This is a genomic window from Aminobacter sp. DSM 101952, assembly GCF_001424795.1.
Lineage (GTDB): Bacteria > Pseudomonadota > Alphaproteobacteria > Rhizobiales > Rhizobiaceae > Aminobacter > Aminobacter aganoensis.
Genome location: NZ_LMCL01000030.1, coordinates 148,269 through 168,867, shown reverse-complemented (window position 1 = coordinate 168,867; position 20,599 = coordinate 148,269). Strand labels below are relative to the sequence as shown.

Genomic DNA, 20,599 nt, shown 5'->3' with positions numbered 1-20,599 from the left:
CCTACTCCGCCGCGATGCTGAACGGAGACCGAGCGAAGGCCGCCTTCTTGGCCTCGATGTCGATGTCGTAGAGCCGGGCCGCGTTCAGGCCAAGGATCTTCTCCTTGATCTCTGGCGTAAGGTCGACGCCCCGTTCCTGCTTGATGTCCTCCGGCAGCTCGAAGGCCCAGAACTTCTCGACCAGCCAGCGCGGCGTCCAGATCGCGTAGTCCGAGCCGAACAGGATCTTTTCCGGGCCGGCCCAGAACAGCAGTTCGGAGATGACCTCGGCGAAATAGCGCGGGCGCGAGTGGATGAAGGGCAACGCAACGGCCAGGCCGCCATAGACGTTGGTCTCCTGCACGGCGATCCAGCAGAAATCATCGAGGCGCGGCAGGCCGCAATGCTCGACGATCCAGTTCAGGTTCTGGAAATCGGTCGCCGCGTAGTCGACGTCATGGACGTCGAACGCATCCTTGTTGAGCGGGATGATCGTCGGTCCCTTGTGGACGTGGACGTTCTTGATGCCGAGCTTCTCGCAGAGCTCGAAGCACCTGTAGGCCGCGGGGTCGTTGAGCCGCCATCCCTTGGAGGCACCGTTCCATTCGGCCGTGTACATCTTCACGCCCTTGATGTCGTAGGTCTCCTTCATGAAGTGGATGTATTCGAGCGCCTTTTGGCCATCGCGCGGATCGAAGGAGCCGTTGACGATGAAGCGCTCGGGATAGCGCTTGGCCATTTCCGAATTGCGCTCGACGGTGTTGAAGCCGTTCTTGTAAAAGTCCTTGAGATAGGTCGACTGCACGATGGCGACGTCGTCCGGGCCGTCGATGAACAGGTCGCGGTAGAGATCGTCGGCGCTGTACTTCTCGAACTTGCTCTTCTCCCACAGCTGCTCCTTCGGGCTGAGCGCCGTATGGTAGGCGTAGAAGCACTCGACGAACTGCTTGCCGTGGATGTTGCGCTGGTTTTCCGGGCTGCCGTCCCAGAAATGGGTGTGCCCGTCGACGACGAAGATTTCCTTGCCTTCCGGTGTAATGAACATTGCTGCCTCCGCAATAGTCGCGTTGATCGGGCCGGCGCGCCAATGGCTGGCGCGCCGGGTCTGCCGCGTTGCCTCAGATGTATTCGAAGACCTCGTCCATATCGCCGAACAGGATGACCTCGTTGTCGTCGATGCGGACCATCCGGCCGTAGTGGGTGGAGGTGTTGACCTCGAAGATCTCGGCCGTCATCTCGCGGCCGAGATATTCGCCGATTTCGTCCATCTTGAAGATCAGCTTGCCGTTGCCGTCGATGCGGATCATCGCCGGCTGGTAGGTGACCGTGACCCCGGGCTTCTTGCCCATGAACTCGGCAATCGCCCGCGCTTCGACGGAATCGTTCATGGTGACCCCGCACTGGTGCGAGATCGTCTGCTCGAAGGTGATGTCCTTCATCGACTTGAAGATGTTGGACTGTGAAGCGTCGCGTGCTGCAGTTGACATGGCAATTGCTCCTTGTTCAGCGCTTGAGGCCGAGTTCGCCGAGGATCTGACCAATCCGTTCCTCGGACTGGGCACGAACGTCCGCGAAGGAAATCGGCTTGGAATGCGGCATCGACCAGATCGGCTGAAGGCCGATGGCTGCCTTATCGGCGAGCGCGCCGTGCTTCGTGACCCAGCCCTGGAAGAGCTTCCTGTTGGCTGCGCCGTGCTTTTCGTCGTTGGCCAGCAGGTAGATCAGGTCGATCGTGTTGGCGAGGTTGCGCTCGTAGTCGGCTTCAGCCGCCGAAACCACCGGCGGCGTGATGAAGTCGTGGTTGGCGGCAGCGGCCTGCATGAGGAAACCGGACCGGAAGAGTTCGCCGACCAACGGCTCGAAGATGATGTTGATGGCGAAGTACTGCTCGAGATAGTCGGGCGTTCCCATGATGGTTTCGATGGCTTCGCGCGTGCCCTGCCAGATGCCGTCCTCGAGCCAGTGCTTCTTGCCGAGCTCGTCATCCCAGCCCGGGATGTCCATGCCGATCTCGGCAAGGTAGAGCGTGATGTCCTGGGCGAGGCGCAGCTTGTAGGACGAGTTGGTCAGCGTCGCGTTGTTGATCATCTGGGTGTAGCCGTAACGCTGGGCCTGCATCAGCGATGTGCCGAGGCCGAACTCGGCATGCTTCCAGGCGCCGAGATGCGCCTGCAGGATCTTGACCCAGACCTTGTCGAAGGTTTTCGGGGCGCCGGCCCTGCGCGCGTTGGTGATGACGCTCTGCACCATCGTCTCGATCTTCGACTGGCGCTGGTAGTGCGTGCGTTCCCATTCCTGGTCGGGCGCGCGGAAGGCATGCCAGTTGGAACTCTGGGCCGCCGTGTTGTCCTTTATGTAGGCGCCCTTGCCATTGGAAAAGGAGATGATCCAGTCCTGGATCAGGTAGCGTTCAGGGTCGGGTTGGACGTCGACGGTGACGTCCTCGTAATGGGTGGCGCGCTGGCCCTTGGGGTCGAAGTACCGGTACTTGCGGCTGTCGGAGTCGGCGAATATCGCCGCACCCGCGGCTCCCGATCCGACTGAACTCGAAGTTGCTGGCATGGTCTCACTCCCTTGTTGCAGTTGCTCTGGTATGTCCGGTTCCGGCTCAGTGAGCCGCTGTGCCGCCGGACGATGTGGTGAACTTGTCGAAGAAGATGCGCTCCAGTTCGAAGCCGTTCATGAACAGCACCGGCTGCAGCGCATCGATCATCGGCGGCGGGCCGCAGGCGTAGACGTCGCCCTGCCCGTCGACCGCGAGTTGCTTGAGCTTGGCGTCGACGCTCTCATGCACGAAGCCACGCTCGCCATCCCAGGCCTCACCGTTGACGTGCGAGAGAACCGGGATGAAGTTGACGTCCGCATGCTGGCCGACGAGTTCGGCGATCCTGTCGAGATAGAACAGGTCGTCGGGCGTACGGGCGCCATAGAAGAAGTAGACCGGTCGCTTTTCGCCGCTCTTGAGGTGATCGTTGAGGATCGACCAGACCGGCGACATGCCGGAGCCGGCGCCGACCAGCACTAGCGGTCCTTCTCGCTCCTCGCGGCGAAAGCAGGTTCCATAGGGTCCGACGACGGTGACATCGGCTCCGACCTTGATGCCTCCGGAATCGAGCTCTCCGGAGAACTTTCCTTCGGGATATTTCTTGATGATGAAGGAGAGTTTTTGGGTTTGGTCCGGCGTATTTGCCATGGAGAACGAGCGCGTAATCGTCTCCCCTTTTTCCGTGGTGACCGTGATGTCGACATATTGCCCCGCCCAGAACTTTATCGGGGAGCCGAGTTCGATCTCGATGCCGCGAATGTCGTGGGTCAGGCGCTCGACGTGAGCGATCCGGCCTTTGAATGTCTTCACGGCAATCGATTTCGCCAGAACCTCCTCGTCATAGTTGAGAAGTTCGACTTCCATGTCGGAGTAGGCGATCGCCCGGCACAGCAGGATGTGGCCGGTGTCCTTCTCCATGTCGTTCAGCGCGAAGGTCGAGTATTTGAGCATGTCGACTTCGCCGTCGAGCAGCACGCATTTGCAGGCCGAGCACTGCCCTTCCTTGCAGCCATGCGGCAGCGCGATGCCCTGGCGAAACGCCGCGTTCAGCACCGTCTCCCCGTTCTCGACCTCGAATTCGACGCCGACGGGCTCCAGGCGCACTGTGTGAGCGTCACTCATTAAATTAGCCTCCCGATAGCGAGTATCTTCACTGGTGCTCTTGGCTTCTGACCGAGCGAGCCCTTGTAGCCAGCCGTCACCTTTCTCCAGTCGTCGGCAGGCGGATGGGCCCCTGTGACGGTGAAGACGGTTGTGGCGATTGCAGCCCAGGCCGCGACGACGATGGGCAAGGCGAAGCGGGCTCATGTCATGTCGACCACCAAGCGGTGGGCGGGCCGGCGGTGAGCCGGCCCGCCTGACCGTCAATTGAACGGCGAAATGGTGAAGCCGGCGCGATACTCGGCGAGGTGCTTTTCGCGATCGGCCGGCGACATTGCGCGGAGTGCGTTCAACGGCGATCCGAGGGTGTGGCCACGCACGTCGTCGAGCGTCCACATCTCCTTGGCGTCGAAGCGCAGATGCGGCTGCGGGACGAGCGTCTTGCCATCGGAACGAACGAAGTTCAGATCCTTGATCGCATCGGCCAGATCCCAGCCATCATAGAGCGTCTCCCACTCGCGCTTGCCGCTGAAGCGGCCCATCGCCGGCGTCGGCCGGCCCTGGTACTCGTCGGCGAAAGCCTCGACGGCGGTCCAGCGATCGAGCTCGTGGGCGAAGGTGTGCAGCTTGCCGTCGATCTCGTCGACCACCATGTCCTCGCGGATGAGGCATGGTACGAGGCAGCTCCAGCAGCGGTGCGGATAGACGTAACCGACGTCTTCGTTGAAGGTGATGATCTTCTCGCCGCGATGGCTGAGCTTGTCGTACCACTTCCAGAAATCGCCGAACTGCGCGTACCAGCCGGGATACTTCTGCTCGAACCACTCAAAGTCCTTGTCGGTCTGGGCTTCGATGCGCCAGAAGTTCACGGGCCAGCCGACGGCGAAGAACTGCGCGACCTTGTGGACGTAGAGCTTCTTGGTGATGCGGTTCCACGCCTCGTGGACGTCATCGTGATGGATCTTGATGCCGTATTTTTCCAACGGCAGCATGTAGGTGCGGTAGTAGTCCTCGAAGATCCAGCGGTGCCACATCTCCGCATAGGACTCCTTGTCCTTGTCGCGGTTGGTGGTGCCGTACTCGATGAAGGTGCCGATCGCCGCGTCGACGATGGCGTGGTTTTGCCAGAAGGCGTAACGCAGATCGCGTTCGAGCAGGAGATGGTTCTCCGGCTCCTTGAGCGCGGCCATCAGCAACGAGTGGCCATTGCCGATATGCCGGCTTTCGTCGGACTGAACCGACAGGAACACGGTCGGCAGCGCATAGTCGCCGTTGCGGGCAGCTTCCGAGGGCATTGCCACGAAGAGCGTGTTGGTGAAGGCGGTCTCGGCGACCACGGTCAGGTACATGCAGGCCGAGGTCATGGTGTCGCCGGTGATGAAACCTTCACCGAACTGACGGCCAATCGTCGTGGCATAACACTTGCCGAAGGCCTCTTCGGTGATGTCGAAGCCGGCCGGATCGATGTAGTTCTCCATGTACCATTTCTTCAGGTTCATCTGGATGGTCGAGTGACGGAACTCGTCGACCATCTGCATGGTGAAGCCGGTACGCAGGTCTTCGCCGGGGGCGAGGCGCGCCACCATCGCCATGGAGCGGGCGGCCGAGATTTCCGGGAAGGGGATGATGGCCAGGAAAAGCTTCATCCACTCGACCCAGCGCGGCTCCACATTGCGGAACATGTCGCCGCGCAGTGCTGCGTCGAGCGCGCCGTAGACGCGGTTGTCCTTTTCCTCCTGCATCGGGAAGTAGGACCGCAAAACCTGCTTCATCGGATCGCGCGGTGCCTTGGCGATCTTGTAGTCGGTTGGAAACGTCATCGCTTCCTGGACGTAGGTCGGGTTCCAACCGAGGTCGGAAATCTTCTTGGTCGCCTCGCCGACGGAAATTCCGCGTTGCGAGGTAATCTTGTTGAGCGTCAAAGACGTCATAGCCATAAGCCTCCACTGGATTGCGCCGTGGGCCTCATGGCCCAGGCAGGAAGCGGCACACACCACCGCCAATTGAAGTTCGAGCGACATGCCAAAGAGTGGCGCCGTCAGGCGCGGCCCCAGGCCAGCCGTTCAAGTGGATCACGGCAAAGGTGCGGGAAGAGCCTTCGGCTGCCCGTCGAAGCCGCCCGCAGTCGCGGGCACGCCATCGCACGGGGCTGGCCGAAACCTGTCTCCTCCATCCTTCGTTCTTGTGGCACCGCTTCGATGCGCGGCGGGCTTCTTATGCGAAAGTACTATGCAAGGGGTGTGCCAACTCGGGGAAACAGCCCCTGAACCGGCGAAACGCGGCTCGGCGGCAATCAAGAATGGAGCCTGCCAGCAAATTTGTAACGTTATTTTACAGTCGTAATTTACAAATGTAATATTTTATATTTTGAGATCAAAATAATATACGCTTTTGATTACAAGATAACCGATGGTCGACATCAATCTTTATTTGGATTATCTAATTTTGCAGCGAATTTTCGCTCACCTCTTTATCCGGGAACGACCATGACGGACCAGAATGGACAACCGGGGCGGCCGGAGCCGCTGCAGGACGTGACAGCGGAACTGGTTCGCCTGATGCCGCGCGACCTGATCTTCACGATGCGATTCCTGGGCGAAAGCCAGCATCGGCTGCAGCGGCATTTCCAGGATTTCATCGAGACCGAGATGAGGTCGGCAGGGATGACCCCGCAGACCCATCCAATGCTCCATGCGTTCATCGAACGCCACGCCATCATGCTGCGCGACTTCGTTTTTTCCGGTGTCTCGCTGTCGCGTCAATTCCATGTCGACGAGATCGAGCGGCTCATCGGCGACACCACCTCGCTGCTTCGCGTCGACATCTGGGATGATCTCAAGAGCCACATCGAGGCGGCGGAAAAGCAGTTCAGATCACAGGTTCCACGCCTGCCAAACCTGCTGTCCGACTGGGAAAGCCCGGCGTCCGACACTCCGGAAGACGGGCAATGACGGGCCTTTCAGTGCCGGACCCGGCCACCCTGCCACGCGCCGAGGATCGCCACCGGGCTCTCGCGCAGCGCCTTGTGGGCGTCGGCCATCAGGCTGGCCCGCATGTCCGGATCGAGTGCGGCGAGCGTGGCCTGCGCCGCCACCGTGGCGTCGGCGCCACCCTCTCCCGCCGCCCGTTCAATGGCGGCGAGGCAAGGATGCCCGCGTCCCAGTCTTCGTTCGGCAGCGGCGCGCAGGGCCTCGAAGAATGGCTTGCCGATCGTATCGAACATTCCGCTGCCTCACCTTCCACCAACCCGGTCGCCTCCGCCTTCATCCGCAACGATAGGGGATTGCAATGAACGATCAAGCACCCTCCGCGACCGAATTGCTGCAACGGCGCCTGACGCTGGTCGGCGACGTCTCGACGCTCAACGCCCAGGCGCTGAAACTCCTCCAGGCGCTTGCCGGCGCCGAAATGGAGGTCCTGCGACTGGAACTCGAAATCGGCAGAACGGCCGCCTCCGCGCAACTGGTGCGGGATTTGCATGAGGCTGAGAAGAACGCCGCGGCGATCCGGGCCGCGCAGACTGAATGCGACGACCGGATTGCCGATGCCGACCGGGAAGTCGCCGAACTCGATCTCCAGCTCGCAACGGCGCGCCGAACCTGACGGGAGGAAGACATGAACCAGCAGACCATTCGCAACTTGACCCTGTTCGAGCTCCTGGCGCGCAGTTGGAAGCGCCCATCGCCGATCGCCGACGTCCGCTTCAGCGCCGACGGGTCGGCGGTTGCGTTTTCCGGCACCGACGGCAGCGTCGCCATCGCGCCGACCACCGATACCGAGCCGCCGGAGGAGCGGATCAGGGTCAGCGCCGATCTCGGCCAAACCACGATCAGGCCACGGAAGAACCCGCCGGCACCGATCACCGCCGCCGTCATTCGCAATGATGGCGACGCCCCCCTGGCCGCATATCGGACGTCAGGTTTCGTCTGCGGCGGCGGAACCGGCGACGTCCTTGGCCTTACTTGCTCCGGCGAGGTCGAGGAAACATTGTTCCGGACGGAGGCCGGGCCGGTGATAGCGGTCGACCATTCCGAGCAGGCCGGCATCACGATAGCCACGGATGGCGACCACCTCTACATCTCGCGCGCCTCGGGCGAAGTGACGCGCCATGGACGCGGGCCCGGTTCCCACATCGAAGCGCTTGACATATCGCCGGACGGGCGCCAGGTGGCCGCGTCGTTCGCCGACGGCCTGTCGATCTGGGCGCTTGAAGGCTCCACCGCCGCGTTGCACGAAATCACGCTGCCCTCGCGGCCACATTCCTTGCGCTGGAAAGCCGACGGAAAGGCCCTCGCCTGCAGTCTCGAAGGCGGCGGTTTTGGCCTTGTCGACCTGCAGGGCGGACGCGTGGAGCTTTTCGGCGACTTCCCTGCCTCCGTGCAATCATTGTCGTGGAGCAGCCCGGCCGATGCACTCGTCGTGTCAGGCGCGTTCCGCATCGCGGCGTGGTCAGGCGCATCGCAGCAGGACGGAGACCGCGCCGCGCTCGTGACCGGCCGCCCCGGACTGGTGCTGGTCGATGCAGTGGCGGCACACCCGAAAAAGGCGCTCGTGGCGGCGGGTTACGCCAACGGGCAGATCGTCATTGCCGAGGTCGGCGCGCGCGACGAAATGCTGGTCCGGTCCTCGGGCGGCGTCGTCACCGCACTTGCCTGGTCCGCCGACGGCACCCACCTCGCCCTGGGCGACGCCAGCGGCACGGCCGCGATCGTCACCTTCCCCCATCAGATGTTCAAGTAGCCTGCAACCAGGAGGAAACGATGCAGACCCAACTCACCAGCGATGAACAGAGCAAGGACGAGTTCTTTCAGCAGCTTGCGCAGCTGTCCGAGGAAATGGTGACGAAGCACGGCAAGGATTTCAGCATGGGCGCGCTGGTGCTGGCGGCACGCTGGATCGCCGAGAACCGGATCGGCGAAAACCGGGCCGGCGAGGCCAAGTCGAACTAGGACATCCCGAACCGAGGTCCACGTCGTGAACGGCGGACCTCGGCTTTCGGATCAGATCATGGTCCGGCAAGACGTACAGAGCCTCGTTCCATTGCAACAGGAACGAGGCTCCAGGCGAACTGGCGGAAAGGGTCATGCCCGAGCCTGGCGCCCGTCCGCACTCCCGGCCTGTTCCTGCTGATGGAGCAGGCAGACCGTCCGCAACATGGAAGCGAGGTTCGATACGCCATCATGGATTTCGACAGCTTCGTCGTGCAGCGCCGAGATGAGCTTCGAGGTCGACAACCCCTCGCCCAGCGCAATCTCGTCGAGCACGTTCCAAAAGGCCGACTCAAGCCGGATGCTGGTCGAATGACCGGCAATGCGGAGCGAGCGGCTCACCTGCTGGAATCTCTGCGGCGCCTGGGTTGCCAAGACTCTGCACATATCGGTCTCTCCCACCTGCGTCTTCCTCCTGTTGCATCACGGTCGCGGGGAGCTCCGCCGCCGGCGCGACGTCCGGCAGCGGAACTTTCGATCCGCCGGCCAAGCCTGGCGCCTGGCCGGCAATCACCCTTACGGGATGAGCACGGCGCGGCCGTGGATCTTGCCGTTGTTGAGGTCGTGCAGCGCGCGGTTGGCATCGGCGAGGCGATACTCGACGGTCGTCAGCTCGACGAGACCGCGGTCGGCAAGCGCCATCAACTCGACCAGCTCGGCCCAGGTGCCGACCAGATTGCCGATGATGTTCTTCTCGGTAATCACCATGTCCACCGTGGGCACGCGGATGTCCTCGCCATAGCCGACGACATAATAGCTGCCCATCGGCCGTGTCATGGCGAGGCCCTTGGTGGTGGTGCCACGCTCGCCGACGAAGTCGATGACAGCCTCGGCGCCCTGCCCCTCGGTCAAGGACAGCACAGCCTCGACCTCGTTGCCGTCGGCAAGGACCAGCTTGTCGGCGCCGATCTTGGCGGCCAGTGCCAGCGAAGCCTCCGACTTGTCGACGACGACGACATCTGCCGCACACATCGCCTTCAGGCACTGGATTCCGATATGGCCGAGGCCGCCGGCACCGATGACGACGCAGGTCTCGCCAGGCAGCAGATGGCGGGTCGCCTTCTTGACCGCACGGTAGGCCGTCAGGCCGGCGTCGGCATAAGGCGCGACTTCCTTGGGCGACAGCGTCTTCGGCAGCGGCACGATGTTGCGTTCGGAGGTGCAGAGATACTCGGCATAGCCGCCGTTGCAATCAAGGCCGGGGAACTTGCCAGGCCCGTGCATGTCGAAGCCGCGCCGGCAGGCCAGGCAGGTGCCGCCCGAGATCTTGGGATGGACAATCACCGGGTCGCCGACCTTGATGCCTTCGACCTCCTTGCCCACCGCCTCGACCCAGCCGGCATTCTCGTGACCCATGATCAGCGGCAGCAGCTGGCTGCCGTTGGGGTCCATGTGCGGACGCCAGACGCCCTCGATGATGTGCAGGTCTGTTCGGCACACGCCGGCGCCGCCGATGCGCACGATGACATCGGTCGACTTGTTGATCTTCGGGTCGGGGACCTCCTGAAGCGACACCCACTCGTCGGCCTTCAGGCTGTCATCGTAGTTGGTCAGAACCTGCGCTTTCATCTTCTTCTCCCTTGCCGCCGGAATCCTCGACCCGGCCGTCGCCAGAGAGCGTGGCAAGTTGCGTGCCAGTATGTAAAATACAATAAAATCAGATATTTGTTCCATAAACGCCAACTCATGCCCGTTCGCCAACTGAACGTTCGGGCGAATGGACTGTGCAGTTTCTGGCTATCTCAAATCCGCTGTTTCGGCCGGGCCTTCGGGCCGGCACGGACGCCTGGGAGGACCCATGCAATACCTGTCTGGAATTGATCGCGCCCGCGCGGCACTCGAACGCGGCGACCGCTTTCCTGCCGGCGCCCTGTCTGCGGCCGTCGCAGAGAGCTGGCAGCGCTGCCGCGACCTCGGTCTTGATCCGCGCGCCACGCCGCAAGGCAACGTCATCGCCTTTTCCGACGTCAACCGCCGGCGCGAAACGAACGCTGCCCTGCGGCGCCTGGCGCTGGCCGAGATGCAACTGCTCCATTCCCAGATTGCAGGCTCAAATTTCATGATCGCCCTGGGCGACGCCGACGGCGTGGTGCTCGACACGATCAGCGACCAGCGCTTTGCCGACAGCGCGGCCGGGCGTTCGATCATTCCCGGAAGCGTCTGGAACGAGAGCGACCGCGGCACCAACGCGCTCGGCCTGGCAGCGCTGAGGCGCGAGCCGGTCGCCATATACGGGCGCGAGCATTACTTTTCCTGCCACGGACATTTGAGCTGCATGGCCGCCCCGATCCTCGATCCCGGCGGCCATGTTCTCGGATTGCTCGACGCCTCCTGCTCGGAAGAAGCACGCCAGCAACACACCCATGCGCTGGTGAGGATGGCCGCCGCCCAGATCGAAAACGGCCTGATCTTCCAGGAGCGTGCCGAAAGCTTCATCTTCGCCTTCCATCCGCGCGTGGAATATCTCGACACGCTGTCGGCCGGGCTTCTGGCCGTCTCCCAGGACGGAGAGGTCTTGTCGATCAACCGTCCCGGCGTCCACCTCCTGACCGGGCTGCCGGCAACACTCGGCATCCATTTCGACGGATTGTTCGAGGCGGGTTTCGGCACGGCGATGGACGGCCTGCTAAGCGGAGGCGTCATTCGCATACGCGATCGCGCCGGCAGCGGCGTGTTCATGGTTTGCCGTCAAATCGGCCAGCGTGGCATCGTCGAAAGGCCGCAACGCGCACGCGCGGTGCCGGCCGTGCTCAGCTCGCCAGGCACACCGGACTTCGTGTGCGAGGATCCCGCGCTCAAGCGGTCGGTAGCCGACCTGGCGAGGGCGGTGGCGCTGCGCATGCCGATCCATGTGGCGGGCGAAACCGGCACCGGCAAAGAACTGATGGCGCGGCACGTTCACGATCTCAGCGGCAGGAAGGGCGAATTCGTGGCATTGAACTGCGGCGCGGTGCCGGAGGCCTTGTTCATTGCCGAGATCTTTGGACACGAGCGCGGGGCCTACACCAATGCGCGCGCCGACGGCGCTCCGGGTCTGGCCCGGACGGCCGACCGCGGCACGCTGTTCCTGGACGAGGTCGGCGACATCCCGGCTTCCGCCCAGACGGCCCTGTTGCGCTTCCTCGACAGCATGGAAGTACGCGCGGTTGGCAGCCAGAAGACGCACAAGGTCGACGTGCAGATCGTCTCGGCGACGAACCGCAACCTCGAGGAGATGGTCGCGTCACGCGAGTTCCGCGCCGATCTGCTCTATCGCCTCAACGCCTATACCGTGCGCATGCCGCCGCTGCGGTCCCGGTCGGACTTCGCCCTTGTCGTCCAGCATCTCATGCAGAAGATCGCGCCGGGCACGGCGATCACCGATGCCGCGATCGCGCGGTTGTCGCTGCGCAGTTGGCCTGGCAACATCCGCGAGCTCCAGTCGGTCCTGCAGCGTGCGCTGGTGCGGCAGCATCTCGAATTTGTCGACGAAGAATCCTTCACCGAGCGAGAAACAGCGCCAGAGGACAGCTGCGAGGATTGCCGCGGCCACGCATTGAGCCGGCACAAGTGCCGCGAGATCAGGAGCGTGTTTCGTGCCTCGGGTGACAACGTCTCGAAGACAGCGCGGATGCTGGGCCTCTCCCGAACCACGGTCTACAAGCACGTCCGCTGACTTGGCAGCTGACTGCGAGCTTCCCCGCAACTCGCAGGAGCGCCGAAGCGCACTCCAAGGCACGCGGCGCCGAAATGGCTAAGTCACTAGCTCGCCGAAACGACGCTATTGCCGTTGTTTGCCCGTCACTCCCACTCGATCGTGCCGGGCGGCTTGGAGGTGACGTCGTAGACGACGCGGTTGATGCCGCGGACTTCGTTGATGATGCGGGTCGCGGCCTGGCCGAGGAAATTCATGTCGTAGTGGTAGAAGTCGGCGGTCATGCCGTCGACGGAGGTCACCGCGCGCAGCGCGCAGACGAACTCGTAGGTGCGGCCGTCGCCCATGACGCCGACGGTCTGGACCGGCAGCAGCACGGCGAAGGCCTGCCAGATAGCGTCGTAGAGGCCGGCCTTGCGGATCTCGTCGAGATAGATGGCGTCGGCCTGGCGCAGGATGTCGAGCTTTTCGCGCGTCACGCCGCCGGGGCAGCGGATGGCGAGACCGGGCCCGGGGAACGGATGGCGGCCGATGAAGCTGTCGGGCAGGCCGAGCTCACGTCCGAGCACGCGGACCTCGTCCTTGAACAGCTCGCGCAGCGGCTCGACCAGCTTCATGTTCATGCGGTCGGGCAGTCCGCCGACATTGTGGTGCGACTTGATCGTGACCGAAGGGCCGCCGGTGAAGGAGACGCTCTCGATGACGTCCGGATAGAGCGTGCCCTGGGCGAGGAAATCGGCGCCGCCGAGCTTCTTGGCCTCTTCCTCGAACACCTCGATGAACAGGCGGCCGATGGTCTTGCGCTTGGTCTCCGGGTCGGCCTCGCCTTCGAGCGCACCGATGAAACGATCGGCGGCATCGACCAGGATCAGCGGCAAATTGTAGTGCTCGCGGAACATGGCGACGACGTCGGCCGCCTCGTTCTGCCGCATCAGGCCGTGGTCGACGAGGATGCAGGTGAGCTGGTCGCCGACCGCCTCGTGGATGAGGAGTGCCGCGACGGAGGAATCGACGCCGCCCGAAAGCGCGCAGATGACCTTCTTGTCGCCGACCTGCTGGCGGATCGCCTCGACCGCATGCGCGCGATAGGCATGCATGGTCCAGTCGCTCTCGATGCCGGCGATCTTGTGGACGAAGTTGCGCAGCAGCTTGGCGCCGTCCGGCGTGTGCACGACCTCGGGGTGGAACTGCACGGCGTAGAAATTGCGGGCCTCGTCGGCGATCGCCGCAAATGGGGCGCCGCTGGAGGTGCCGATGACGCGGAAACCGGCGGGGATGGCCGTGACGCGATCGCCGTGGCTCATCCAGACCTGGTGACGGGTGCCCTTGGCCCAGACGCCGTCGAACAGGGCGCTGTCGTCCTCGATCTCGAGATAGGCGCGGCCGAACTCGCGATGGTGGCCGGCCTCGACCTTGCCGCCGAGCTGGGCGCACATGGTCTGCTCGCCGTAGCAGATGCCGAGCACCGGGATGCCGGCCTCGAAGACGGCGTCAGGAGCGCGCGGGCTGCCGATGTCGACGGTGGAATGCGGGCTGCCGGAGAGGATCACCGCCTTGGGATTGATCCGCTTGAAGGCCTCGGCGGCCGACTGGAAGGGAACGATCTCGGAATAGACCCCGGCCTCGCGGACGCGACGCGCGATGAGCTGCGTCACCTGGCTGCCGAAGTCGATGATGAGGACGGTTTCAGGGTGCTCGGAGTTCTTCATGGCGGGCGTTTAAAGAAAGATTCGAGTCTGTGCAATGGGCTGGATTGCATGGCTGGCAGGCAGCGCGTGCAATGGCTGCCCAACATTCCAGCGCCAATCACCTGCCCTGCGGTTCGGCAAGCCCGCGCAGGGCTGCCATCAACGCGGCGAAAGGCCCCTCGCCCAAACGCTCGCGGTAACGCTTCTCGATGTCGAGCTTGATGCGGTCGCCGTCGTCGAGCGCTTCAAGCCCCTTGCGGGTGTAGATGACCAGCTTGCCGCGCCTGTCGCCGGGATCGGCGGCGCGCTCGATCACGCCCTCGGCCTCCAGGCCGTCAAGAAGCTGCTGCACGGCCTGCTTGGAAATGCCGGCACGCTCGATCAGCGCCGCCTGTTTGGCGCCGCGGCGGGGTATGTGGCCGAGGAGCCCGGCACGGCTCTCGCTGAACCAGCCATGGCCGGCAGCGCGCATCGCCTCGGCAAACTCGGCCTGCCAGGCACGGCTCGCCTGCCACAGGCGCCAGCCGACGTGGTCGGGCAATGCGCCCGCACCAGTTTCGTCAAGTTGCTTGACCATTTTTCCAATCGCGCCTATCGTCAAGAAGCTTGACTATATTGGTAAAGGAAGGAACCGAAGATGGCAATTCTCGACCAGGCCTCGCTGAAGGTGCTGATTGGGGGCACGACCCATGTGCTCGATCGCAACGGCAAGGAGGCGTACGTCTATTTCGAAACCGGCGACCAGGCGCACATGCTGCTCGACGACGGCGAGACGCGGCAAGGCACCTGGGCGCTCGCCGAAGGCGGCTACGTCGTCGATTGGGACAATGGCGCCGTCGGGCGCTGGACGCTCGACCACGAGGCAGGATCGGTCAGCTATGTGAACCGGGACAACGATGCCAGGGTGAGGCTCGCCGGCATCCTGTTCGGCAATGCCAAGGGCCTGCCGCGCAGAGAAAACTAGAGCTTCAATTCGCCGCTGGAGATCGCCTCGCCGAGACGCTGGACGGCGTGGGCCAGCTTCTCGTCGACGACGTGGAGGTATTCGGTCCAGTCGTCGACATGGCTGATGTCGCTGGCGCCATCGGAGATGCCGCGCAGGCCGACGAGCGGCACGCCGAAGACCTGGCAGGCGCGCAATACGGCAAAGGTCTCCATGTCGACCATGTCTTCCGCGATGGCGTCGTAGGCGGCGCCCGAAATGATGGTGCTGCCCGTCGACAGGCTGGCCTGCCGCACATCGGGAATGCGCAGCGGCAGCTCCAGGGTGGCGGGAAGGTCGAGGAACGGCGTCCGCCCCTTCTCGAAGCCCATGGCGGTCGCGTCCATGTCGCGGAAACAGACCGACGTCACCTGGTAGACCTCGGTCTGTTCAAGCCGGCGGCTGCCGGCGGATCCAAGGCAGACGACGAGATCGGGGAGATAGTTGGAAGCGGCGAGCAAGGCCAGTTCGGCGCCCACCCTGACGCCGGCCTCGACCGGGCCGACGCCGGTCATCAGCGGCGTGAACAGCTTTTGCAGATGCGGGCCGTATTCGGCCTCGGCGGCCATGACGAACAGCACGTTGCGGCCAGCGAATTGCGTCATGCCCGGCATGGCCTATCCCTCTATGCCTTCGCGGCCGGCAATCGCCATCATCGTGCCGGTCATGGTGGCGATCAGCTTGGCCTCGCCGTCGGCAGCGATGGCATAGGCCTGACCGTCGGCGACGACGATGGTGCGGCCGGGCTTGGTGACCGAGCCGCGGAACAGGAAGCGCTCGCCCTTGCCGGGGGCGAGCAGATTGACCTTGAACTCGATGGTGAGCACGCCTGTGCTTTCCGGAAACAGCGAAAAGGCGGCGTAGCCACAGGCGGAATCGAGCGCCGTCGAGATGACGCCGGCGTGGAGAAAGCCGTGCTGCTGGGTCAGCTGATCGGAAAACGGCATCTCGATCTCGATGATGCCCGGGGTGACGAGCGTGAGTTCGGCGCCGATGGTCCGCATCGCGCTCTGACGCGCGAAGGACGCCCTGACGCGTTCGTCATAGTCGGGTGTGGGTACGATCTTGGCTGCCATGTCGGTGTCCTCTCGGCTCGCTTATCGCAAGGCCGGCAGATGCAGGCAATTGCAAATGCTGCGGAGCAAACATCAGTTGAGCCACCAGATCGAGGCATTGAGCAAGCTGGCGAAGGCAACCCAGGCCGCATAGGGAGCAAACAGCCAGGCGGCAACGCTGTCCTTGCGGCCGGCGAGCGCCATGAAGCCGAGGATGGCGCAGAAAAGCGCCGCGATGACGAGCAATGCCAGACCGGGCTGCTGCAGGCCGAAAAAGACCGGCGACCACAGGAAATTGAGCACCAGCTGGCCGATCCACAGGCGCATGGCGGCGCTCCAGGGGTCATGCCGCCAGACGCGCCAGCCGGCGACGGCGACGAGAATGTAGAGCGCCGACCAGACGGGTCCGAAAATCCAGTTGGGCGGGTTGAAGAAAGGCTTGGCCAAGCCGGCATACCAATCGCCCGGCAAGGTGAGGTAGCCGATCAGCGTACCGCCGCCGAGCACGACCACGATGAAAGCAAGCAGCACGACAAACCTGGCCATCGAACCTCCGGAACCGGCTGGGCGGCTGGATGCCGCCCGACCTTCAACTGGAGGACAAGTCCGGTTCGTCAATAGCGATGCGTCGTGGGCCGCAGCTCAGCCGTTGCGACGCATGGCGGCGAAGTAGAAGCCGTCGGTGCCGCTTCTGGCGGGGGTCAAGGACAGGCCTTGCCCGCCAAACCGCACGGCATCGTCGCGGCCGGGAAAGCGCGATGCCCACAGCGCCCGGTGATCGACGACGGAGAAACCCCTGCTGCGCTCCACGAAGGCGTCGACCTGATCGGCGTTTTCCTCGTCGAAGACGGAGCAGGTGATGTAGACGATGAGGCCGCCCGGCTTCACATAGGCGCTGGCGGCGTCGAGGATGGCCGACTGCTCGGCCTTGCGGACGTCGAGCTGCCGCTGGGTGAGGCGCCACTTGGCATCGGGCCGGCGGCGCCAGGTGCCGCTGCCGGTGCAGGGCGCGTCGATCAGCACCAGGTCCATGTGGCCGGCGAGGCCCGACAGTTCGGACGGCTTGGTGACGACCTGGACGTTGCGGTTGTCGGAGCGGCGCAGGCGATCGAACATCGGCGCCAGGCGCGACTTCTCCGAATCGTGGGCGAAGATCTGGCCGCGGTTTTCCATGGCGGCGGACAGCGCCAGCGTCTTGCCGCCGGCACCGGCACAGAAATCGAGCACCTGCATGCCGGGCGTGGCGCCGGCGAGTTCGGCGGCAAGCTGCGAGCCTTCGTCCTGGATCTCGAACCAGCCCTTCTGGAAGGCCGGCTCGGCCTGGACGTTGGGGTGGCGGCCGCTGCCGTCGATCGGCGGGATGCGGACACCGTGCGGTGCCAGCGCCATCGGCGAAGCCTGGGTGCCCTCGAGCTCGCCTATGACGCGATCACGGTCGGCCTTCAGCGTGTTGACGCGGATGTCGAGCGGCGGACGGGCGGCAAGGGCGGCGCCCTCCTCCACCCAGTCGGCGCCGAATGCGCGTTCGAGAAGAGGCGCGCACCAGTCGGGGCTGTCGGCGCGGACGACGTCGGGCGCGTCGTCGAGCTTGCGCTCGGCAATGGAGGCCAATTCTGCCGGGCTCAGCGGCTCGGGCGCGAACTTGTCGCCGTCGAGCGTCTGGTTGAGGGCCGCGGCCGACTGGTCCCATTCGAGCAGGAGCGCGCCGAAGCCGAGGGCGCGCGAGGTCTCGTCGCCGAGCATCCAGCCGGCGGAGCGCTTGCGGCGCAAGGCGTCGTAGACGATGTTGCCGATCGCGGCGCGATCGCCGGCACCGGCGAAACGGTGGGAAAGGCCCCAGTCCTTGAGTGCATCCGCGGCAGGACGATGCCGCCTCTCGATATCGTCGAGTACTTCGATGGCTGCAGCCAGCCTTCCGCCAAGTCGCATGTTCGGTGATCCGTCTTCGGTTGACCCGTATCAGGCCTAGCTAAACAGCCGGGACGGATTGCACAAGCGCCGGCCATGGTTCGCACGGCAAAAACTTTCCACCGGAAGGGCCAGCCGCAAAACAAAACAGGCGCGGATCGCTCCGCGCCTGTGCAGTCGATGGGAGGCTGATGCCGGTCAGGCCGCGCGGGCTGCCCGCGCGATGTCGAAGCGGTCGGCGTTCATCACCTTGGCCCATGCCGCCACGAAGTCCCTGGTGAACTTCGCGCCAGCATCGGACGAGCCATAGACTTCGGCCAAAGCACGCAGCTGCGAGTGCGAGCCGAAGATCAGGTCGACGCGGGTCGCGGTCCACTTGACCTCGCCGGTGGCGCGGTCACGGCCCTCGAACACGTCCTTGGCTTCGGATGTCGCCTTCCACTCCGTGCCCATGTCGAGCAGGTTGACGAAGAAGTCGTTGGAAAGCGTGCCAGGACGGGCGGTGAAGACACCATGAGCCGAATCGCCGGCATTGGCGCCGAGCACGCGCAGGCCGCCGACCAGCACCGCCAGCTCCGGTGCCGACAGCTTCAAGAGCTGGGCCCGGTCGACCAGGTTTTCCTCGGCGGTCAGGCGCTGCCTGCCGCTGGTGTAGTTGCGGAAGCCGTCGGCGGACGGCTCGAGCGGAGCGAAGGACTCGACGTCGGTCTGCTCCTGCGAGGCATCCATGCGACCTGGCGTGAACGGCACCTTCACGTCGTTGCCGGCATCCCTGGCGGCCTTTTCGACGGCGGCGGCACCGCCGAGGACGATGAGGTCGGCCAGCGACACCTTCTTGTCGCCGGACTGCGCAGCGTTGAACTCCTTCTGGATCGCCTCGAGCTTCTCCAGCACCGAGGCCAGCTGAGCCGGCTGGTTGACGGCCCAGTCCTTCTGCGGGGCAAGACGGATGCGCGCGCCGTTGGCACCGCCGCGCATGTCCGAACCGCGGAAGGTCGAGGCCGAGGCCCAGGCGGTCGAGACCAGCTGCGCCACGGTCAGGCCCGAGCCGAGGATCTTCGCCTTGAGGGCAGCGATGTCGGCGTCGCTGACCAGCACGTGGTCGACGGCGGGGATCACGTCCTGCCAGATCAGCTCTTCCTCGGGGACGAGCGGGCCGAGATAGCGTGCGACCGGGCCCATGTCGCGGTGGGTCAGCTTGAACCAGGCGCGGCCGAAGGCGTCGGCGAACTGGTCCGGGTTCTCGAAGAAGCGGCGCGAGATCTTCTCGTATGCCGGATCGGTGCGCAGCGCGATGTCGGAGGTCAGCATCGCCGGCGCGTGGCGCTTGGACTTGTCATGCGCATCCGGCACGGTGCCGGCGCCCATGTTGTGCTTGGGCGTCCACTGGTGCGCGCCGGCCGGGCTCTTGGTCAGCTCCCATTCGTAGCCGAGCAGGTTCCAGAAGAAGTTGTTGCTCCACTTGGTCGGCGTCGTCGTCCAGGTGACTTCGAGGCCGCTGCCGATGGTGTCGCCGCCCTTGCCGGTGCCGAAGCTGTTGTGCCAGCCCAGGCCCTGCTGCTCGATGTCGGCCGATTCCGGTTCGACGCCGACATGCGCCGCATCGTTGATGCCGTGAGTCTTGCCGAAGGTGTGGCCGCCGGCGATCAGGGCGACGGTTTCCTCGTCATCCATCGCCATGCGGGCGAAGGTCTCGCGGATGTCGCGCGCCGATGCGAGCGGATCCGGGGTGCCGTTCGGACCCTCCGGGTTGACGTAGATCAGGCCCATTTGTACCGCTGCCAGCGGATTGGCGAGGTCGCGGTCGCCGCTGTAGCGCTCGTCGGCAAGCCACTTGCCTTCTGAACCCCAGTAGATGTCCTCTTCGGGTTCCCAGACGTCGGCGCGGCCGCCGGCGAAGCCGAAAGTCTTGAAGCCCATCGATTCCAGCGCGACGTTGCCGGCCAGGATCATCAGGTCGGCCCAGGAAATCCTGCGGCCGTATTTCTGCTTGATCGGCCACAGCAGGCGGCGGGCCTTGTCGAGGTTGACGTTGTCCGGCCAGCTGTTGAGCGGGGCAAAACGCTGCTGGCCGGCTCCGGCGCCGCCGCGGCCGTCACTGATGCGATAGGTGCCGGCGCTGTGCCAGGCCATGCGGATGAAGAGCGGGCCATAATGGCCGAAGTCGGCCGGCCACCAATCCTGCGAATCCGTCATCAGCGCCTTGAGGTCGGCGCTCACGGCGTCGAGGTCGAGGCTCTCGAACTCCTTGGCGTAGTCGAATGCCTCGCCCATCGGGTCGGACAGGCTGGAGTGCTGGTGCAGGACCTTGAGGTCGAGCTGGTTCGGCCACCAATCGCGATTGGTCCTGCCGGCAGTGGAGTGTGCGACCGGGCATTTGCCGGCGCTGTTTTCGTCAGTTTTCGCGTCCATTTTTATCTCCGAAACGTCTTCGTGTAGGTGCTTGCGGGCATCCGCCCGCCTCTCGACGAGTTGGCAGCTCTACAGCAGGGCCAGGCGGCACTCGCCGGCAGTGATTGGGTTGTGAACGTCCGATACCGGCGTGCCCGCACTGGTGGTCATCGTCGGTGTTGTCATGGCTTGCGCCTCCCTCTTGGCTTTTATCGCTAGACCGTTCCGGGCAGCGCACGGCAGCACCGCTTCATTGGAACCATTCCAGTCTAGGACCGGATTTTGATAAAGCCAAATTGCCTTTTCAAACAATCTTGATAACCTTTGA

The 20,599-nt window shown here is 64.1% G+C and carries 22 protein-coding genes; 6 read left to right on the top strand and 16 right to left on the bottom strand.

Annotation, left to right across the window (positions count from 1 at the left end; translation table 11 throughout):
* Position 1 precedes the first annotated feature (1 nt).
* The 5 genes from ASC75_RS17280 to ASC75_RS17260 form a co-directional block, all read right to left on the bottom strand.
* Positions 2-1,024, bottom strand: a complete 1,023-nt coding sequence (locus ASC75_RS17280; protein ID WP_055978154.1) for an amidohydrolase family protein — start codon at positions 1,022-1,024, stop codon at positions 2-4.
* Positions 1,025-1,097: 73 nt separating this feature from the next.
* Complete coding sequence (locus ASC75_RS17275) at positions 1,098-1,466, bottom strand: MmoB/DmpM family protein (protein ID WP_055978152.1); 369 nt, start codon at positions 1,464-1,466, stop codon at positions 1,098-1,100.
* A gap of 16 nt (positions 1,467-1,482) precedes the next feature.
* On the bottom strand, positions 1,483-2,541 hold the full coding sequence (locus ASC75_RS17270) for an aromatic/alkene monooxygenase hydroxylase subunit beta (protein WP_055978150.1): 1,059 nt from the start codon (positions 2,539-2,541) through the stop codon (positions 1,483-1,485).
* A gap of 46 nt (positions 2,542-2,587) precedes the next feature.
* Complete coding sequence (locus ASC75_RS17265; protein ID WP_055978148.1) at positions 2,588-3,646, bottom strand: 2Fe-2S iron-sulfur cluster binding domain-containing protein; 1,059 nt, start codon at positions 3,644-3,646, stop codon at positions 2,588-2,590.
* Positions 3,647-3,888: 242 nt separating this feature from the next.
* On the bottom strand, positions 3,889-5,556 hold the full coding sequence (locus ASC75_RS17260) for an aromatic/alkene/methane monooxygenase hydroxylase/oxygenase subunit alpha (protein ID WP_055978146.1): 1,668 nt from the start codon (positions 5,554-5,556) through the stop codon (positions 3,889-3,891).
* Positions 5,557-6,111: 555 nt separating this feature from the next.
* On the opposite strand from ASC75_RS17260, the gene ASC75_RS17255 reads away from it, so the two are divergent.
* Positions 6,112-6,576 carry a hypothetical protein gene (locus ASC75_RS17255; protein WP_055978144.1) on the top strand — a complete coding sequence of 155 codons (465 nt, stop codon included), beginning with the start codon at positions 6,112-6,114 and terminating at the stop codon, positions 6,574-6,576.
* An 8-nt stretch (positions 6,577-6,584) separates the two neighbouring features.
* Here ASC75_RS17255 and ASC75_RS17250 read toward each other — a convergent pair whose 3' ends face one another.
* Complete coding sequence (locus tag ASC75_RS17250) at positions 6,585-6,848, bottom strand: hypothetical protein (RefSeq protein WP_055978142.1); 264 nt, start codon at positions 6,846-6,848, stop codon at positions 6,585-6,587.
* A 65-nt stretch (positions 6,849-6,913) separates the two neighbouring features.
* On the opposite strand from ASC75_RS17250, the gene ASC75_RS17245 reads away from it, so the two are divergent.
* The 3 genes from ASC75_RS17245 to ASC75_RS17235 are packed head-to-tail and all read left to right on the top strand — an operon-like array spanning position 6,914 to position 8,574.
* A complete protein-coding gene (locus ASC75_RS17245; RefSeq protein WP_055978140.1) occupies positions 6,914-7,228 on the top strand; it encodes a hypothetical protein in 315 nt (104 codons plus the stop codon).
* A 12-nt stretch (positions 7,229-7,240) separates the two neighbouring features.
* Positions 7,241-8,365: a WD40 repeat domain-containing protein gene (locus ASC75_RS17240; RefSeq protein ID WP_055978138.1), complete on the top strand. Its 1,125-nt coding sequence runs from the start codon at positions 7,241-7,243 to the stop codon at positions 8,363-8,365.
* A gap of 20 nt (positions 8,366-8,385) precedes the next feature.
* The gene (locus ASC75_RS17235; RefSeq protein ID WP_055978136.1) at positions 8,386-8,574 is read left to right on the top strand and encodes a hypothetical protein; all 189 of its coding nucleotides are present in this window, start codon (positions 8,386-8,388) and stop codon (positions 8,572-8,574) included.
* A 132-nt stretch (positions 8,575-8,706) separates the two neighbouring features.
* On the opposite strand, the gene ASC75_RS17230 is transcribed toward ASC75_RS17235, so the two are convergent.
* A complete protein-coding gene (locus tag ASC75_RS17230; RefSeq protein WP_343065527.1) occupies positions 8,707-9,015 on the bottom strand; it encodes a ribbon-helix-helix domain-containing protein in 309 nt (102 codons plus the stop codon).
* A gap of 114 nt (positions 9,016-9,129) precedes the next feature.
* Positions 9,130-10,182, bottom strand: a complete 1,053-nt coding sequence (locus ASC75_RS17225; protein ID WP_055978132.1) for an NAD(P)-dependent alcohol dehydrogenase — start codon at positions 10,180-10,182, stop codon at positions 9,130-9,132.
* A 229-nt stretch (positions 10,183-10,411) separates the two neighbouring features.
* Here ASC75_RS17225 and ASC75_RS17220 point away from each other — a divergent pair, with 229 nt between their 5' ends.
* Positions 10,412-12,268 (top strand): sigma-54-dependent Fis family transcriptional regulator, encoded by a 1,857-nt coding sequence (locus ASC75_RS17220; RefSeq protein WP_055978130.1) that lies wholly within the window; start codon positions 10,412-10,414, stop codon positions 12,266-12,268.
* A 125-nt stretch (positions 12,269-12,393) separates the two neighbouring features.
* Here the strand turns inward: ASC75_RS17220 and guaA are convergent, their stop codons facing one another.
* Together guaA and ASC75_RS17210 are read right to left on the bottom strand one after the other, a co-directional pair.
* Positions 12,394-13,956, bottom strand: coding sequence for a glutamine-hydrolyzing GMP synthase (gene guaA / locus ASC75_RS17215; RefSeq protein WP_055978128.1), 1,563 nt, complete (start codon positions 13,954-13,956; stop codon positions 12,394-12,396).
* Between the two features lie 97 nt (positions 13,957-14,053).
* Complete coding sequence (locus tag ASC75_RS17210) at positions 14,054-14,512, bottom strand: MarR family winged helix-turn-helix transcriptional regulator (protein ID WP_055978126.1); 459 nt, start codon at positions 14,510-14,512, stop codon at positions 14,054-14,056.
* Between the two features lie 60 nt (positions 14,513-14,572).
* Here ASC75_RS17210 and ASC75_RS17205 point away from each other — a divergent pair, with 60 nt between their 5' ends.
* Positions 14,573-14,899: a hypothetical protein gene (locus tag ASC75_RS17205; protein ID WP_055978124.1), complete on the top strand. Its 327-nt coding sequence runs from the start codon at positions 14,573-14,575 to the stop codon at positions 14,897-14,899.
* On the opposite strand, the gene ASC75_RS17200 is transcribed toward ASC75_RS17205, so the two are convergent.
* The 6 genes from ASC75_RS17200 to ASC75_RS26130 all read right to left on the bottom strand — a co-directional run bounded on the left by ASC75_RS17200 (position 14,896) and on the right by ASC75_RS26130 (position 20,583).
* Positions 14,896-15,531 (bottom strand): 5'-methylthioadenosine/S-adenosylhomocysteine nucleosidase, encoded by a 636-nt coding sequence (locus ASC75_RS17200; RefSeq protein ID WP_055978122.1) that lies wholly within the window; start codon positions 15,529-15,531, stop codon positions 14,896-14,898. The two genes, ASC75_RS17205 and ASC75_RS17200, sit on opposite strands and share 4 nt — an antisense overlap.
* A gap of 3 nt (positions 15,532-15,534) precedes the next feature.
* On the bottom strand, positions 15,535-15,993 hold the full coding sequence (locus tag ASC75_RS17195) for a PaaI family thioesterase (protein WP_055978120.1): 459 nt from the start codon (positions 15,991-15,993) through the stop codon (positions 15,535-15,537).
* A gap of 72 nt (positions 15,994-16,065) precedes the next feature.
* On the bottom strand, positions 16,066-16,518 hold the full coding sequence (locus ASC75_RS17190; protein WP_055978118.1) for a TspO/MBR family protein: 453 nt from the start codon (positions 16,516-16,518) through the stop codon (positions 16,066-16,068).
* Between the two features lie 96 nt (positions 16,519-16,614).
* Positions 16,615-17,901 (bottom strand): RsmB/NOP family class I SAM-dependent RNA methyltransferase, encoded by a 1,287-nt coding sequence (locus tag ASC75_RS17185; protein ID WP_055978115.1) that lies wholly within the window; start codon positions 17,899-17,901, stop codon positions 16,615-16,617.
* 177 nt (positions 17,902-18,078) lie between these two features.
* Positions 18,079-20,292 carry a catalase/peroxidase HPI gene (gene katG / locus ASC75_RS17180; RefSeq protein WP_055978113.1) on the bottom strand — a complete coding sequence of 738 codons (2,214 nt, stop codon included), beginning with the start codon at positions 20,290-20,292 and terminating at the stop codon, positions 18,079-18,081.
* A 69-nt stretch (positions 20,293-20,361) separates the two neighbouring features.
* On the bottom strand, positions 20,362-20,583 hold the full coding sequence (locus ASC75_RS26130; protein ID WP_156381301.1) for a hypothetical protein: 222 nt from the start codon (positions 20,581-20,583) through the stop codon (positions 20,362-20,364).
* Positions 20,584-20,599: the final 16 nt, after the last annotated feature.

Coding starts and splice junctions, on each gene's coding strand:
- katG (WP_055978113.1), bottom strand. CDS start 20,292: ATGGACGCGAAAACTGACGAAAACAGCGCCGGCAAATGCCCGGTCGCA.
- ASC75_RS17220 (WP_055978130.1), top strand. CDS start 10,412: ATGCAATACCTGTCTGGAATTGATCGCGCCCGCGCGGCACTCGAACGC.
- ASC75_RS17275 (WP_055978152.1), bottom strand. CDS start 1,466: ATGTCAACTGCAGCACGCGACGCTTCACAGTCCAACATCTTCAAGTCG.
- ASC75_RS17190 (WP_055978118.1), bottom strand. CDS start 16,518: ATGGCCAGGTTTGTCGTGCTGCTTGCTTTCATCGTGGTCGTGCTCGGC.
- ASC75_RS17185 (WP_055978115.1), bottom strand. CDS start 17,901: ATGCGACTTGGCGGAAGGCTGGCTGCAGCCATCGAAGTACTCGACGAT.
- ASC75_RS17280 (WP_055978154.1), bottom strand. CDS start 1,024: ATGTTCATTACACCGGAAGGCAAGGAAATCTTCGTCGTCGACGGGCAC.
- ASC75_RS17270 (WP_055978150.1), bottom strand. CDS start 2,541: ATGCCAGCAACTTCGAGTTCAGTCGGATCGGGAGCCGCGGGTGCGGCG.
- ASC75_RS17240 (WP_055978138.1), top strand. CDS start 7,241: ATGAACCAGCAGACCATTCGCAACTTGACCCTGTTCGAGCTCCTGGCG.
- ASC75_RS17260 (WP_055978146.1), bottom strand. CDS start 5,556: ATGACGTCTTTGACGCTCAACAAGATTACCTCGCAACGCGGAATTTCC.
- ASC75_RS17235 (WP_055978136.1), top strand. CDS start 8,386: ATGCAGACCCAACTCACCAGCGATGAACAGAGCAAGGACGAGTTCTTT.
- ASC75_RS17265 (WP_055978148.1), bottom strand. CDS start 3,646: ATGAGTGACGCTCACACAGTGCGCCTGGAGCCCGTCGGCGTCGAATTC.
- ASC75_RS17245 (WP_055978140.1), top strand. CDS start 6,914: ATGAACGATCAAGCACCCTCCGCGACCGAATTGCTGCAACGGCGCCTG.
- ASC75_RS17200 (WP_055978122.1), bottom strand. CDS start 15,531: ATGCCGGGCATGACGCAATTCGCTGGCCGCAACGTGCTGTTCGTCATG.
- ASC75_RS17250 (WP_055978142.1), bottom strand. CDS start 6,848: ATGTTCGATACGATCGGCAAGCCATTCTTCGAGGCCCTGCGCGCCGCT.
- ASC75_RS17205 (WP_055978124.1), top strand. CDS start 14,573: ATGGCAATTCTCGACCAGGCCTCGCTGAAGGTGCTGATTGGGGGCACG.
- ASC75_RS17210 (WP_055978126.1), bottom strand. CDS start 14,512: ATGGTCAAGCAACTTGACGAAACTGGTGCGGGCGCATTGCCCGACCAC.
- ASC75_RS17195 (WP_055978120.1), bottom strand. CDS start 15,993: ATGGCAGCCAAGATCGTACCCACACCCGACTATGACGAACGCGTCAGG.
- ASC75_RS17255 (WP_055978144.1), top strand. CDS start 6,112: ATGACGGACCAGAATGGACAACCGGGGCGGCCGGAGCCGCTGCAGGAC.
- ASC75_RS17225 (WP_055978132.1), bottom strand. CDS start 10,182: ATGAAAGCGCAGGTTCTGACCAACTACGATGACAGCCTGAAGGCCGAC.
- guaA (WP_055978128.1), bottom strand. CDS start 13,956: ATGAAGAACTCCGAGCACCCTGAAACCGTCCTCATCATCGACTTCGGC.